At 62.4% G+C, this 13,461-nt stretch carries 17 protein-coding genes; 16 read left to right on the forward strand and 1 reads right to left on the reverse strand.

Annotated features, from left to right (window positions below; translation table 11 throughout):
• Nucleotides 1–3 precede the first annotated feature (3 nt).
• A complete protein-coding gene (gene secF, locus QQ992_RS04635; protein WP_016713214.1) occupies nt 4–912 on the forward strand; it encodes a protein translocase subunit SecF in 909 nt (302 codons plus the stop codon).
• Between the two features lie 120 nt (nt 913–1,032).
• Nucleotides 1,033–1,575, forward strand: coding sequence for a glycine zipper 2TM domain-containing protein (locus QQ992_RS04640; RefSeq protein WP_025753813.1), 543 nt, complete (start codon nt 1,033–1,035; stop codon nt 1,573–1,575).
• A 166-nt stretch (nt 1,576–1,741) separates the two neighbouring features.
• Here QQ992_RS04640 and suhB read toward each other — a convergent pair whose 3' ends face one another.
• A complete protein-coding gene (suhB, locus tag QQ992_RS04645) occupies nt 1,742–2,560 on the reverse strand; it encodes a type III secretion system regulator SuhB (RefSeq protein WP_003248548.1) in 819 nt (272 codons plus the stop codon).
• A 151-nt stretch (nt 2,561–2,711) separates the two neighbouring features.
• Here suhB and trmJ point away from each other — a divergent pair, with 151 nt between their 5' ends.
• From trmJ to QQ992_RS04715, 14 genes are all read left to right on the forward strand, one after another.
• Entirely contained in the window at nt 2,712–3,467 is a 756-nt protein-coding gene (trmJ, locus tag QQ992_RS04650; RefSeq protein ID WP_286112391.1) for a tRNA (cytosine(32)/uridine(32)-2'-O)-methyltransferase TrmJ, read from the forward strand.
• Between the two features lie 3 nt (nt 3,468–3,470).
• Nucleotides 3,471–4,256, forward strand: a complete 786-nt coding sequence (cysE, locus tag QQ992_RS04655; RefSeq protein ID WP_016713210.1) for a serine O-acetyltransferase — start codon at nt 3,471–3,473, stop codon at nt 4,254–4,256.
• Nucleotides 4,257–4,435: 179 nt separating this feature from the next.
• Nucleotides 4,436–4,927, forward strand: a complete 492-nt coding sequence (iscR, locus tag QQ992_RS04660) for a Fe-S cluster assembly transcriptional regulator IscR (protein WP_008092572.1) — start codon at nt 4,436–4,438, stop codon at nt 4,925–4,927.
• Between the two features lie 47 nt (nt 4,928–4,974).
• Nucleotides 4,975–6,189: an IscS subfamily cysteine desulfurase gene (locus tag QQ992_RS04665; RefSeq protein WP_012270592.1), complete on the forward strand. Its 1,215-nt coding sequence runs from the start codon at nt 4,975–4,977 to the stop codon at nt 6,187–6,189.
• Nucleotides 6,190–6,235: 46 nt separating this feature from the next.
• Nucleotides 6,236–6,622, forward strand: coding sequence for a Fe-S cluster assembly scaffold IscU (iscU, locus tag QQ992_RS04670; RefSeq protein ID WP_003248539.1), 387 nt, complete (start codon nt 6,236–6,238; stop codon nt 6,620–6,622).
• A gap of 28 nt (nt 6,623–6,650) precedes the next feature.
• Nucleotides 6,651–6,974 (forward strand): iron-sulfur cluster assembly protein IscA, encoded by a 324-nt coding sequence (gene iscA, locus QQ992_RS04675; RefSeq protein ID WP_003248536.1) that lies wholly within the window; start codon nt 6,651–6,653, stop codon nt 6,972–6,974.
• Between the two features lie 8 nt (nt 6,975–6,982).
• Nucleotides 6,983–7,504, forward strand: a complete 522-nt coding sequence (gene hscB / locus QQ992_RS04680) for a co-chaperone HscB (protein ID WP_286112393.1) — start codon at nt 6,983–6,985, stop codon at nt 7,502–7,504.
• A 42-nt stretch (nt 7,505–7,546) separates the two neighbouring features.
• On the forward strand, nt 7,547–9,409 hold the full coding sequence (gene hscA, locus QQ992_RS04685; RefSeq protein WP_104834021.1) for a Fe-S protein assembly chaperone HscA: 1,863 nt from the start codon (nt 7,547–7,549) through the stop codon (nt 9,407–9,409).
• Nucleotides 9,410–9,412: 3 nt separating this feature from the next.
• Nucleotides 9,413–9,754, forward strand: coding sequence for an ISC system 2Fe-2S type ferredoxin (fdx, locus tag QQ992_RS04690; RefSeq protein WP_012270595.1), 342 nt, complete (start codon nt 9,413–9,415; stop codon nt 9,752–9,754).
• Between the two features lie 10 nt (nt 9,755–9,764).
• Nucleotides 9,765–9,965, forward strand: coding sequence for a Fe-S cluster assembly protein IscX (iscX, locus tag QQ992_RS04695; protein WP_016713204.1), 201 nt, complete (start codon nt 9,765–9,767; stop codon nt 9,963–9,965).
• Nucleotides 9,966–10,053: 88 nt separating this feature from the next.
• On the forward strand, nt 10,054–10,479 hold the full coding sequence (ndk, locus tag QQ992_RS04700) for a nucleoside-diphosphate kinase (protein WP_008092560.1): 426 nt from the start codon (nt 10,054–10,056) through the stop codon (nt 10,477–10,479).
• 28 nt (nt 10,480–10,507) lie between these two features.
• On the forward strand, nt 10,508–11,653 hold the full coding sequence (gene rlmN, locus QQ992_RS04705) for a dual-specificity RNA methyltransferase RlmN (protein ID WP_012270596.1): 1,146 nt from the start codon (nt 10,508–10,510) through the stop codon (nt 11,651–11,653).
• A 14-nt stretch (nt 11,654–11,667) separates the two neighbouring features.
• On the forward strand, nt 11,668–12,429 hold the full coding sequence (pilW, locus tag QQ992_RS04710) for a type IV pilus biogenesis/stability protein PilW (RefSeq protein ID WP_105946970.1): 762 nt from the start codon (nt 11,668–11,670) through the stop codon (nt 12,427–12,429).
• Nucleotides 12,426–13,460, forward strand: coding sequence for a RodZ domain-containing protein (locus QQ992_RS04715; RefSeq protein ID WP_286112396.1), 1,035 nt, complete (start codon nt 12,426–12,428; stop codon nt 13,458–13,460). Before pilW ends, QQ992_RS04715 begins: the two co-directional genes overlap by 4 nt.
• Nucleotide 13,461 lies beyond the last annotated feature (1 nt).

The following is a 13,461-nucleotide window of genomic DNA, read 5'->3' on the forward strand; positions in this document are numbered from 1 at the left end:
GCGATGAAAACCATCAACTTCATGGGCGTGCGCAATGTCGCGTTCGCCATTACCGTGCTCCTCACCGTGCTGGCGCTGTTCAGCTGGTGGCAGAAAGGCCTGAACTTTGGTCTGGACTTCACCGGCGGTACGCTGATCGAGCTGACCTACGAGCGCCCGGCCGACCTCAAGGCGGTGCGTGCCGAGCTGGTCGACTCCGGCTTCCACGAAGCCGTGGTACAGAGTTTCGGCGCTACCACCGACCTGCTGGTGCGTATGCCGGGCGATGACCCGCAACTGGGTAACAAGGTAGCCGCTGCCCTGCAGAAGGCGGGCGGCGACAACCCGGCCACGCTCAAGCGCGTCGAGTTCGTTGGCCCGCAGGTGGGTGAAGAGCTGCGCGACCAGGGCGGCATGGGCATGCTCCTGGCCTTGGGCGGCATCCTCATCTACCTGGCCTTCCGCTTCCAGTGGAAGTTCGCCGTGGGCGCGATCGTTTCGCTGATCCACGACGTGGTGGTCACCCTGGGTATCCTGTCGTTCTTCCAGATCACCTTCGACCTGACGGTGCTGGCAGCGGTGCTGGCGATCATCGGTTACTCGCTGAACGACACCATCGTGGTATTCGACCGGGTGCGTGAGAACTTCCGCGTCATGCGCAAGGCCTCGTTGATCGAAAACATCAACGTTTCCACCACCCAGACCCTGCTGCGTACCATCGCCACCTCGGTTTCGACCTTGCTGGCCATTGCCGCGCTGCTGTTCTTCGGTGGCGATAACCTGTTCGGCTTCTCGCTGGCCCTGTTCATCGGCGTCATGGCCGGTACCTACTCGTCGATCTACATCGCCAACGTGGTGCTGATCTGGCTGAACCTGAACAGCGAAGACCTGATCCCACCGGCCAAGGCGGAAGGTGTGGACGAGCGCCCATAAAGGCTTGTCTCACGCCGTTTGGCTGCCCGAAAGGCGCGAGTATTGAACTCGCGCCTTTTTTTTTGCTCCAAGGCTGGGAGAAGGCGGGCTAACCCCCGCGGGTATGATCAGGAGGTTCATGTGAACAAATCAATGCTGGTGGGTGCGGTACTGGGTGCTGTCGGTGTAACTGCCGGAGGTGCTGTGGCGACCTACAGCTTGGTCAACAAGGGGCCTGAGTATGCGCAGGTCACCGACGTGCAACCGATCAAACAACAGGTAAAAACCCCGCGCGAGGTCTGCAAGGACGTCGCCGTGACGCGTCAGGCACCGGTCAAGGACCAGCACCAGATCGCCGGTACTGTGGTGGGTGCAATCGCCGGTGGTTTGCTGGGTAACCAGATTGGCGGCGGCACCGGCAAGAAAATCGCCACCGTGGCCGGTGCGGTCGGTGGTGGTTATGCCGGTAACAAGGTGCAGGAAGGCATGCAGGAGCGTGACACCTACACCACCACGCAAACCCGCTGCAACACGGTGAATGACATCAGTGAGAAGGTGGTGGGCTACAACGTGACCTACACCCTTGGCGATCAGGTTGGCAAGGTGAAGATGGACCGTGAGCCGGGGTCGACCATTCCAGTGGACAAGAATGGCAAGCTGATCCTGAGCGAAGCCGGGCAGTGATTGATGTTGCCTGAACTGGCCTCTTCGCGGGTAAACCCGCTCCCACAGATGTAATGCGACCCTGTGGGAGCGGGTTCACCCGCGAAAGGGCCGGCGCAGGCAGTAAAAACTGTCAGGCATAAAAAAGCACCCCGAGGGGTGCTTTTTGTTTTCAGGCGATCTGCGCTTAGCGCTTCATGCTCTCTGGCAGGTGCGGCTGGATGGCCGTCAGGACCGCTTTGAAGCACTTGATGTTGCCTGCAACGATGTGGCCCTTGTCGAGGAAGTCGTGGCCACCGTTGAAGTCGCTCACCAGGCCACCGGCTTCCTGGATCAGCAGCACGCCGGCTGCCATGTCCCACTCGGACAGGCCTGACTCCCAGAAGGCGTCGAAACGGCCAGCGGCCACGTAGGCCAGGTCCAGGCTGGCGGAACCGGCGCGGCGGATGCCGGCGGTCTGGCCAGTCAGGGCGCGGAACATGCCCAGGTAGTTGTCCATGTCAGCCATCTGGCCGTCACGGAACGGGAAGCCGGTGCCCAGCAGGGCGCCTTCCAGGCTGGTGCGCGAGCTGACGCGCAGGCGGCGGCCATTGAGTTGGGCGCCACGGCCACGGCTGGCGGTGAATTCTTCCTGGCGAACCGGGTCGACGATCACGGCGTGCTCAAGGCGGCCACGGTATTTGCAGGCGATGCTGACGGCGAAGTGCGGGATGCCACGCAGGAAGTTGGTGGTGCCGTCCAGCGGGTCGATGATCCACAGGTAATCCTTGCCTTCTTCGCCGCTACCCGCGTGCAGGCCGGTTTCCTCGCCCTGGATGGAGTGGTTCGGGTAGGCCTTGCGCAGGGCGTTGACGATGCTCTGCTCGGCGGCGCGATCAACCTCGGAAACGTAGTCCTTAGCCTCTTTCTCGTCCACCTTGATGCTATCCAGGCGTTCGATGGAGCGGAAAATCAGTTCACTGGCGCTGCGAGCGGCGCGCAGGGCGATATTCAGCATAGGCTGCATGGGCGGGTCACCTGGAGATGTTAAAGAAGAAAGCCGATCATTCTAGCAGAAAACTTTGGCGGCAGAAGTGTCACATTTGCTTTCATGGCGTTACGTCTGTCGGTTCTGTAAGATCGAAGGCCCTGATTCCTGCATCTGTGAGCACAACACCTTGCTGCAAAATATTCGTGTTGTTCTGGTCAATACCAGCCACCCCGGCAACATCGGCGGCGCTGCGCGTGCCATGAAAAACATGGGCTTGTCGCGTCTGGTGCTGGTGCAGCCGAAAGAATTTCCCGCCGAGGATGCCAGTGCCCGAGCCTCGGGCGCCGACGATGTGCTGGCCAACGCCCAGGTGGTCGACAGCCTTGAGCAGGCGCTGGTCGGTTGCAACCTGGTGATGGGCACCAGTGCCCGCGAGCGCAGCATCCCCTGGCCGTTGATCGGTCCGCGTGAGTGCGGTGCCAAGGCGGTGGAGCATGCCGGCGGTGGCGAAGAGATCGCCCTGGTGTTCGGGCGTGAGCACGCCGGGCTGACCAACGAAGAACTGCAGCGATGTCACTTCCACGTGCACATTCCCTCCAACCCCGACTTCAGCTCGCTGAACCTTGCGGCCGCTGTCCAGGTGCTCTCTTACGAAGTGCGCATGGCCTCGTTGGCCATCGGTGAGGCGCCGGAAAAAGTCGAGAAGGTTGACGCCAGCGAGCTGGCAACCATGGACGAAATGGAGCTGTTCTACGACCACCTGGAAAAAACCCTGGTGGGCATCGGCTTCCTCGACCCGGAAAAGCCCAAGCACCTGATGCCGCGCCTGCGCCGGCTGTATGGGCGGGTGGCGGTCGAGCGTTCGGAAATGAGCATTTTGCGTGGCATCCTCACCGAGACCCAGAAAGTGGTCCGGGGCGAGCCGCATAAACGGAAGGACTGACAGATGTTCGAACGCCTGCGTGAAGATATTCAAAGCGTATTCCACCGTGACCCGGCTGCGCGCAATGCCTTCGAGGTGCTCACCTGCTACCCCGGCATGCATGCCATCTGGCTGCACCGTCTGGGCAATGCCTTGTGGAAGCGTGATTTCAAGTGGCTGGCCCGGCTGGTGTCCAACTTCGGCCGCTGGCTGACCGGTATCGAGATCCACCCGGGTGCCACCATTGGCCGGCGCTTCTTCATTGACCATGGCATGGGTATCGTCATTGGCGAAACCGCCGAGATCGGCGACGACGTCACCCTTTATCAGGGCGTGACCCTGGGCGGCACCAGCTGGAACAAAGGCAAGCGCCACCCCACTCTGGAGAACGGTGTGGTGGTAGGGGCGGGGGCCAAAGTGCTGGGCCCGTTCACGGTCGGCGCGGGGGCCAAGATTGGTTCCAATGCAGTGGTGACCAAGGCGGTGCCAGCGGGCGCCACGGCGGTGGGCATTCCGGGGCGGATCATCGTCAAGAGCGAAGACAACGAAGTCGAGGCCAAGCGCAAGGCCATGGCCGAGAAGATCGGCTTCGATGCCTACGGCGTCAGTGGTGACATGCCCGACCCGGTGGCGCGTGCCATCGGCCAGATGCTCGACCACTTGCAAGCGGTCGACGAGCGGCTGGAGGGTATGTGTGGCGCCCTGACCAAGATGGGTAGCGACTACTGTGCCAAGGAGCTGCCAGCCCTGCCGGAAGACGATTTTGCCGAGGAGGCCAAGGTGGCCCAGCGCGACACTCAGTCGCATTGATTGCGCCGCACTGAAATCATAGTGACATACGGGGCGTGTGCTCACGCCCCTCGTCTGCTACACTCGCGCCCGCCTCCCCGATGCAAACCCGACTAAAGCACTAGGTCTTATAGTTGACTTAAATGCTCGGGAATCGCATACTCGCACACATCCCGAAACTCCCGTGGTACCCAATAGCCATGCGACTGACTACCAAAGGCCGATACGCCGTGACCGCCATGCTTGACCTGGCGTTGCACGCGCAGCATGGGCCGGTGTCTTTGGCCGATATTTCCGAGCGCCAGGGCATTTCCCTCTCTTATCTGGAACAGCTGTTCGCCAAGCTGCGCCGCAGCAGCCTGGTTTCCAGCGTGCGCGGTCCAGGCGGTGGCTACCAGCTGTCGCGGGGCATGGAAACAATCCAGGTGGCCCAGGTCATCGATGCGGTCAACGAATCGGTCGATGCTACCCGTTGCCAGGGCCTCGGGGACTGCCATGCCGGTGATACCTGCCTGACCCACCACCTGTGGTGCGACCTCAGCCAGCAGATCCATGAATTCCTCAGCGGCATCAGCCTGGCCGACCTCGTCATGCGCCGTGAGGTGCAGGAAGTCGCCCAGCGCCAGGACCTGCGCCGTGTCGCAGGCCGAACCGCCCAGCTGGACAAGATTGAGACGTCCGCCGTCGATTGATCCCCTTGGGACGACGAGCGACGCCGACCGCCTGATAGGAGAGACAAATGAAGTTGCCGATCTACCTCGATTACTCCGCGACCACCCCGGTCGACCCACGTGTGGCCCAGAAGATGGCCGACTGCCTGCTGGTCGACGGGAACTTCGGTAACCCAGCCTCGCGCTCCCACGTCTTCGGCTGGAAGGCCGAGGAAGCGGTCGAGAACGGCCGTCGCCAGGTTGCCGAGCTGATCAACGCCGATCCGCGCGAAATCGTCTGGACCAGCGGTGCCACCGAGTCCGACAACCTCGCGCTGAAAGGCGTCGCGCACTTCTATCAGACCAAGGGCAAGCACATCATCACCTCCAAGATCGAGCACAAGGCGGTCCTGGATACCGCTCGCCAGCTGGAGCGTGAAGGTTTCGAAGTTACCTACCTTGAGCCAGGCGAAGACGGCATCGTCACCCCGGCCATGGTAGAAGCGGTGCTGCGCGACGACACCATCCTGGTCTCGCTGATGCACGTGAACAACGAAGTCGGCTCGATCAACGACATCGCCGCCATCGGTGAACTGACCCGCTCGCGCGGCGTCCTGTTCCACGTCGATGCTGCCCAGTCGGCCGGCAAGGTCGAAATCGACCTGCAAAAACTGAAAGTCGACCTGATGTCGTTCTCGGCGCACAAGGTCTACGGCCCTAAAGGTATCGGCGCGCTGTACGTCAGCCGCAAGCCGCGTGTACGCCTGGAAGCCATCATTCACGGCGGTGGCCATGAGCGCGGCATGCGTTCGGGCACCCTGCCAACTCACCAGATTGTCGGCATGGGCGAAGCCTTCGCCATCGCCAAGCAGGAAATGGTCGCAGAGAACGCGCGCATCAAGGCCCTGAGCGACCGCTTCTTCAAGCAGGTTTCGGACCTTGAAGAACTGTACGTCAACGGCAGCCAGACTGCCCGCGTACCGCACAACCTGAACCTGAGCTTCAACTACGTCGAAGGCGAATCGCTGCTGATGTCGCTGAAGGACATCGCCGTTTCGTCCGGTTCGGCCTGCACCTCCGCGTCGCTCGAACCTTCGTACGTACTGCGCGCCCTGGGCCGCAACGACGAGCTGGCGCACAGCTCGATCCGCTTCTCCTTCGGCCGCTTCACCACTGAAGAAGAAGTCGACTACGCCGCGCAGAAAGTCTGCGAGGCCGTCAACAAACTGCGCGAGCTGTCGCCGCTGTGGGACATGTACAAAGACGGCGTTGACATCTCCAAGATCGAGTGGGCCGCCCACTAAGCAGTCGCCGGCAAGAGCGGCTCCCTGATGAGGAAGGAATTGCACCATGGCATACAGTGAAAAGGTCATCGACCACTACGAAAACCCACGCAACGTCGGCAAGATGAATGCCGAAGACCCAGACGTTGGCACCGGCATGGTCGGCGCCCCGGCGTGCGGTGACGTAATGCGTCTGCAAATCAAGGTCAACGAGCAGGGCGTTATCGAAGACGCCAAGTTCAAGACCTACGGCTGCGGTTCGGCCATCGCTTCCAGCTCCCTCGCCACCGAGTGGATGAAGGGCAAGACCCTGGACGAAGCCGAGACCATCAAGAACACCCAGCTGGCCGAAGAACTGGCGCTGCCGCCGGTCAAGATCCACTGCTCGGTACTCGCCGAAGATGCCATCAAGGCAGCGGTACGCGATTACAAGCAGAAGAAAGGCTTGATCTAAGCCGCCTGTTGCGAGGTAAGGAGTCCTGATGGCTATCAGCATGACAGAAGCCGCCGCCAACCACATTCGCCGCTCCCTCGACGGGCGCGGCAAGGGTGAGGGCATTCGCCTGGGCGTGCGCACCACCGGTTGCTCGGGCCTGGCCTACGTGCTGGAGTTCGTTGACGAGCTGGCGGACGAAGACCAGGTGTTCGAGAACCACGGCGTGAAGGTGATCATCGATCCCAAGAGCTTGGTCTACCTCGACGGCACCGAGCTGGACTTCGTCAAGGAAGGGTTGAACGAAGGCTTCAAGTTCAACAACCCCAACGTGCGCGGTGAGTGTGGCTGCGGCGAAAGCTTCAACGTTTGAGGCTGGCTGTGGGTACTCCTTGTCATTACGCATTGTTTGACCTCCAGCCAAGCTTCCGCCTGGACCTCGACAAGCTGGCCACTCGCTACCGCGAGTTGGCCCGCGAAGTCCATCCCGACCGCTTTGCCGACGCTTCCGAGCGTGAGCAGCGTGTAGCGCTGGAAAAGTCCGCAGCCCTCAACGACGCTTACCAGACACTGCGCAGTGCGCCGCGTCGCGCCCGCTACCTGCTGGCCATCAGCGGCCATGAAGTGCCCCAGGAAGTCACGGTCCACGACCCGGACTTCCTGTTGCAGCAGATGCAGTGGCGTGAAGAGCTCGAAGAGTTGCAGGACGAAGCCGACCTTGACGGCGTGGGTGTGTTCAAGCGGCGCCTGAAGGCTGCCCAGGACGCCCTGAACGAGGACTTTGCCGCCTGCTGGGATGCCCCAGGCGAGCGCGAAAAGGCCGAGCGCCTGATGCGTCGCATGCAGTTCCTCGACAAGCTCGCCCAAGAAGTGCGCCAACTGGAAGAGCGCCTCGACGATTAACCCGGTGTCGCCCGTGATGGCACCTAAGGTATTCAGATAAGCATGGCCCTACTGCAGATTGCCGAACCCGGTCAAAGCCCTCAGCCGCACCAGCGCCGCCTGGCGGTGGGGATCGACCTGGGTACCACCAACTCTCTGGTCGCCGCATTGCGCAGCGGCCGTAGCGAGCCCCTGCCTGATGCGCAGGGTAACGTCATTCTGCCGTCCGCGGTGCGCTACCTTGAAGGGCGCAACGAAGTGGGGCAGGCCGCACGTGATGCCGCTTCCAGCGACCCGCTGAACACCGTGCTGTCGGTCAAGCGCCTGATGGGGCGCGGCCTGGCCGACGTCAAGCAACTGGGTGAGCAGTTGCCATACCGCTTTGTGGGTGGCGAGTCGCACATGCCGTTCATCGACACGGTGCAGGGGCCGAAAAGCCCGGTGGAAGTGTCCGCTGATATCCTCAAAGTGCTGCGCGAGCGCGCCGAAGCGACCCTGGGTGGTGAGCTGGTAGGCGCGGTGATCACCGTGCCGGCCTATTTCGACGACGCCCAGCGCCAGGCCACCAAGGACGCTGCGCGCCTGGCAGGCCTGAACGTGCTGCGCCTGCTCAACGAGCCGACCGCGGCAGCCGTGGCCTATGGTCTGGACCAGAACGCCGAAGGCGTGGTGGCCATCTATGACCTGGGCGGCGGTACCTTCGATATCTCCATCCTGCGCCTGACCGCTGGCGTGTTCGAAGTGCTGGCCACCGGTGGCGATACCGCCCTGGGTGGTGACGATTTCGACCACGCCATTGCCGGCTGGATCATCGAGCAGGCTGGCCTGTCGTCCGACCTGGACCCGGCCACCCAGCGTGCATTGCTGCAAACCGCTTGCGCCGCCAAGGAAGCCCTGACCGACGCCGATGTGGTCAGCGTCAGCCATGGCGCCTGGCAGGGCGAACTGAGCCGCGCCGCCTTCGAAGCCATGATCGAGCCGCTGGTTGCCCGCAGCCTCAAGGCCTGCCGCCGCGCCGTGCGCGACAGTGGCGTGGAGCTGGAAGAAGTCAGTGCCGTAGTCATGGTGGGTGGCTCGACCCGCGTTCCGCGAGTGCGCGAAGCCGTGGGCGCGCTGTTCGGCCGTACCCCGCTGACCTCGATCGACCCCGACCAGGTGGTGGCCATCGGTGCCGCCATTCAGGCCGACACCCTGGCCGGCAACCGCCGCGAAGGTGGCGAACTGCTGCTGCTCGATGTCATCCCGCTGTCGCTGGGTCTTGAGACCATGGGCGGGCTGATGGAGAAGGTGATCCCGCGCAACACCACCATTCCGGTGGCGCGTGCCCAGGAGTTCACCACCTATAAAGATGGCCAGACGGCCATGATGATCCACGTCCTGCAGGGCGAGCGCGAGCTGATCAGCGACTGCCGCTCGCTGGCCCGTTTCGAGCTGCGCGGCATTCCGGCCATGGTTGCCGGTGCGGCGAAAATCCGCGTCACCTTCCAGGTGGATGCCGACGGCCTGCTCAGCGTTGCCGCCCGCGAACTGGGCTCGGGCGTGGAAGCCAGCATCCAGGTCAAACCGTCCTACGGCCTGACCGACGGCGAAATCGCCCGCATGCTGAAGGACTCCTTCGAACACGCAGGTTCCGACAAGCACGCCCGCCAGCTGCGCGAGCACCAGGTGGACGGCGAGCGCCTGCTGGAAGCGGTACAGGGCGCCCTGGACGCCGACGGTGAGCGCCTGCTCAGCAGTGACGAGCGCGAAGCCATCGAATTCCAGATGCAAGAACTACGTGATTTGCTGGCCGGCACCGATGGCGCAGCCATCGAGCAACAGACCAAGCGTCTGTCGCAGGTGACCGACGCATTTGCCGCCCGTCGCCTTGATTCGACGGTCAAAGCCGCACTGGCCGGGCGCAACCTGAATGAGATCGAGGAGTAACCGATGCCGCTGGTGACATTCCTGCCGCATGAGAAGTTCTGCCCCGAGGGGCTGACCGTGGAGGTGCCGACCGGGACCAACATCCTGGAACTGGCCCACGACCATCACATCGAGATGGAAAGTGCCTGCGGCGGCGTCAAGGCCTGTACCACTTGCCACTGCATCGTGCGCAAGGGTTTCGACTCGCTGGAAGAAGCCGACGAGCTGGAAGAAGACATGCTGGACAAGGCCTGGGGCCTGGAAGCGCAGTCGCGGCTTGGTTGCCAGGTGGTCGTCGCTGACGAAGACCTGACCATCGAGATCCCCAAGTACTCGCTCAACCACGCCGCTGAAGCGCCGCACTGAGGTTTGCACCATGAGCCTGAAATGGATTGATGTACTTGAGATCGCCATTCAGCTTGCAGAAAGCAAGCCTGAGGTCGATCCTCGTTATGTGAATTTCGTAGACCTGCACCGCTGGGTGCTGGCATTGCCAGAGTTCAGCGACGATCCGTCACGCGGCGGTGAGAAAGTGCTCGAGGCCATCCAGGCTGCCTGGATCGACGAAGCCGACTAAGCGTCACTTGCAGGTTAGGCAATCCCCCGGAACCCGCGTATAATTCGCGGGTTTAATTTTTCGTGTCACTCATATTCTGGAGTTTTCCATGGCTGTTCAACGTACTTTCTCGATCATCAAGCCTGACGCAGTTGCCAAAAACGTCATCGGCAAGATCACCACTCGCTTCGAAGAAGCCGGCCTGAAAATCGTTGCCTCGAAAATCAAGCAACTGTCCAAAGCCGAAGCCGAAGGCTTCTACGCTGAGCACAGCGCTCGCGGCTTCTTCGGTGACCTGGTTGCCTTCATGACTTCCGGCCCGGTTGTTGTTCAGGTTCTGGAAGGCGAAAACGCCATCGCTCTGAACCGTGAGCTGATGGGCGCTACCAACCCTAAAGAAGCTGCTGCCGGCACCATCCGTGCTGACTTCGCCGAGTCGATCGACGCCAACGCCGTTCACGGTTCGGACTCCGAAGCTGCTGCTGCTCGCGAAATCGCTTACTTCTTCGCTGCTACCGAGGTAACCACTCGCTAAGCGAAAGCTTACGGGTGAGGGTGAATCCATGACGACATCTACTGGCAAAATCAACCTGTTGGGTCTGACCCAGCCGGAAATGGAACAATTCTTCGACTCGATCGGGGAAAAACGCTTCCGTGCCGGCCAGGTGATGAAATGGATTCACCATTTTGGCGTGTCCGACTTTGCGGCCATGACCAACGTAGGCAAGGTCTTGCGCGAAAAGCTCGAGGCCGTTGCCGAGATTCGGCCTCCGGAAGTGGTCAGTGAAGACATTTCCGCCGACGGTACCCGCAAGTGGGTGATCCGCGTTGCCTCCGGCAGCTGCGTCGAGACCGTCTACATTCCTACCGACGACCGCGGCACCTTGTGCGTATCGTCGCAAGCCGGCTGTGCCCTGGACTGCAGTTTCTGCTCCACCGGCAAGCAAGGCTTCAACAGCAACCTCACTGCCGCCGAAGTGATCGGCCAGGTGTGGCTTGCCAACAAATCCTTCGGGACCGTCCCTGCCAAAGTCGACCGCGCGATTACCAACGTGGTGATGATGGGCATGGGCGAGCCCTTGCTGAACTTCGACAACGTCATCGCCGCCATGAAAATCATGATGGATGACCTGGGCTATGGCATTTCCAAGCGTCGCGTCACCCTGTCCACCTCGGGCGTGGTGCCGATGATCGACGAACTGGCAAAGCACATCGACGTGTCGCTGGCCCTGTCGCTGCACGCACCGAACGACGAGCTGCGCAACAAGCTGGTACCGATCAACAAGAAGTACCCGCTGAAAGTGCTGCTGGAGTCGTGCATGGGCTACATGTCCACCCTGGGTGGCAAGCGCGTGCTTACCGTCGAGTACACCCTGCTCAAGGACGTCAACGACCAGCCTGAGCATGCCGCGCAAATGATCGAGTTGCTGCGCGACGTACCGTGCAAGATCAACCTGATCCCGTTCAACCCGTTCCCGCATTCGGGCTACGAGCGGCCAAGCAACAACGCCATTCGTCGCTTCCAGGACCTGCTGCACCACGGTGGCTTCAACGTCACCACGCGCACCACTCGTGGTGACGATATCGATGCTGCCTGCGGTCAGCTGGTCGGCCAGGTCAACGACCGCACCCGCCGTAGCGAGCGCTACATTGCCGTGCGCCAGCTTTCCGCGGACGTCGAGCTGCAAGACAGCGCCGCCAGCCACTGACCGGGACTTTGCCCATGAGCCTGCGCGCCGCGCTGTCGATCCTTGCGCTCTCGCTGCTGGCCGGCTGTGTGTCGGGCGGTGCGAGCGACCCCCTGGCCAGCCGCCAGGGCAGGGCGGAGGCGGGGCGGGCTTATGTGCAACTGGGCCTTGGGTATTTGCAACAGGGTTTGACCGAGCAGGCCAAGGCGCCGCTGGGCAAGGCCCTGGCCCTCGACAGCACTGATGCCGATGCGCACGCGGCCCTGGCGCTGGTGTTCCAGGCCGAAGGTGAGCCGGCACTCGCTGAAGCCCACTTTCGCAAGGCCTTGCAAGCGCGCGCCGGCGACACGCGAATGCGCAACAATTACGGCAGTTTCCTTTATGCTCAGGGGCGATTTGCCGAGGCCGAGCAGATGTTTCGCCTGGCCAGCGCCGATACCCTGTATCCTGAGCGCTCACGCGTGTACGAGAACCTGGGCCTGACTGCCCTGAAGCTCGATCGCCGCGACCAGGCGCATGCTTATCTGCTGAAAGCGTTGCAACTCAACCAGCGGCAACCGAAAGCGTTGCTGGAAATGGCTGAGTTGTCCTACGAAAACAGGCATTATGTGCCGGCCCGGGACTACTACGATCGTTTCAGCCAGTTGAGCGACCACGATGCCCGTAGCCTGCTGCTGGGCAGCCGCCTTGCCCGGGTGTTCGACGAGCAGGGCACACTGGCCGAGATGGGCCAGCAATTACAACGACTTTATCCCGGTACGCCGGAATATCAGCAATACCTGTCGGAGCAACGATGAACGCCGCGCATCCCGAAGTAGCAGTAGCGCCTGGCCAGAACCCCGGTGAGCTTTTGCGCCTGGCCCGTGAGAAACGGGACTGGTCTCAAGCCGAGGTGGCCCGCAAGCTCAACCTCACTGTCAGTTCGTTGAACCACGTGGAAACCGGCGCCTTCGACAAGCTGCCAGGGCATACGTTTGCCCGTGGCTACATCCGCGCCTATGCCAAGCTCATGGAGCTCGACCAGGCCGCCCTGGTAGAGGCCTTCGACCGCTACACCGGCACCCACGCCAAAGGCAGCGAGGTGCACTCGCTGGGCCGTATCGAAGAGCCGGTGCGCCTGTCGCACAACATCCTGCGCGGTGTCAGCCTGCTGTTGCTGGTGGCTGTGGTCGGTGGCGGCTTCGTCTGGTGGCAGGACCAGGGCAGCCTGCGTGGCAAAGACCTGGCCAAGATTGCGTTGGAGCACGTCGAAGTCGAAAGCGCCGACGGCACCACCCAGATTCACCCGCTCGATGAGCCTGAAGACCAGGCTGTTTCCGCTGGCCAGCAACCCGAAAGCGCTCCGCTGGCGCTGGAGCAGGGCGCTGCCGAACAGCCCGCCGCCGCTGCTGAACAGGCACCGGCAAGCCCGGCGCCAACCCTTGCTGCAGTGCCTGCGCCGACACCGGCCCAGCCAGCGCCCGCGCAACCTGCACCTGCTGCAGTCGCTACCCCGGTAGCACCGGCTACCCCGGCACCGGCCGCTGCTGCACCTGCCGTTCCGGCGCCGGCCGTGGCCGCCACCGAGCCAGCCGCAGTACCGGCAGGCAGCGCCAAGGTCGCCATCCAGTTCACCGCCGATTGCTGGACCCAGGTGTCCGATGGCAACGGCAAGGTGCTGTTCAGCGCCATCAAGCGCAAGGGGGACAACCTCGAACTGACCGGCAAGCCGCCGTTCGCGGTGCGCCTGGGCTTTGCCCGTGGCGCCCAGGTCAGCTACAACGGCCAGGCCGTCGATGTTGCCCCGTTCACCAGTGGCGAGACCGCTCGCCTGAAGTTGGGACAGTAAG

The sequence above is a fragment of the Pseudomonas kurunegalensis genome (assembly GCF_030291635.1).
Taxonomy (GTDB): Bacteria; Pseudomonadota; Gammaproteobacteria; order Pseudomonadales; family Pseudomonadaceae; genus Aquipseudomonas; species Aquipseudomonas monteilii.

Bases quoted from the DNA above. Each gene is read 5' to 3' on its own strand.
- secF (WP_016713214.1), top strand. From the start codon at position 4: ATGAAAACCATCAACTTCATGGGCGTGCGCAATGTCGCGTTCGCCATT.
- suhB (WP_003248548.1), bottom strand. From the start codon at position 2,560: ATGCAGCCTATGCTGAATATCGCCCTGCGCGCCGCTCGCAGCGCCAGT.
- cysE (WP_016713210.1), top strand. From the start codon at position 3,471: ATGTTCGAACGCCTGCGTGAAGATATTCAAAGCGTATTCCACCGTGAC.
- iscR (WP_008092572.1), top strand. From the start codon at position 4,436: ATGCGACTGACTACCAAAGGCCGATACGCCGTGACCGCCATGCTTGAC.
- QQ992_RS04665 (WP_012270592.1), top strand. From the start codon at position 4,975: ATGAAGTTGCCGATCTACCTCGATTACTCCGCGACCACCCCGGTCGAC.
- iscU (WP_003248539.1), top strand. From the start codon at position 6,236: ATGGCATACAGTGAAAAGGTCATCGACCACTACGAAAACCCACGCAAC.
- iscA (WP_003248536.1), top strand. From the start codon at position 6,651: ATGGCTATCAGCATGACAGAAGCCGCCGCCAACCACATTCGCCGCTCC.
- hscA (WP_104834021.1), top strand. From the start codon at position 7,547: ATGGCCCTACTGCAGATTGCCGAACCCGGTCAAAGCCCTCAGCCGCAC.
- fdx (WP_012270595.1), top strand. From the start codon at position 9,413: ATGCCGCTGGTGACATTCCTGCCGCATGAGAAGTTCTGCCCCGAGGGG.
- iscX (WP_016713204.1), top strand. From the start codon at position 9,765: ATGAGCCTGAAATGGATTGATGTACTTGAGATCGCCATTCAGCTTGCA.
- ndk (WP_008092560.1), top strand. From the start codon at position 10,054: ATGGCTGTTCAACGTACTTTCTCGATCATCAAGCCTGACGCAGTTGCC.
- rlmN (WP_012270596.1), top strand. From the start codon at position 10,508: ATGACGACATCTACTGGCAAAATCAACCTGTTGGGTCTGACCCAGCCG.
- pilW (WP_105946970.1), top strand. From the start codon at position 11,668: ATGAGCCTGCGCGCCGCGCTGTCGATCCTTGCGCTCTCGCTGCTGGCC.
- QQ992_RS04715 (WP_286112396.1), top strand. From the start codon at position 12,426: ATGAACGCCGCGCATCCCGAAGTAGCAGTAGCGCCTGGCCAGAACCCC.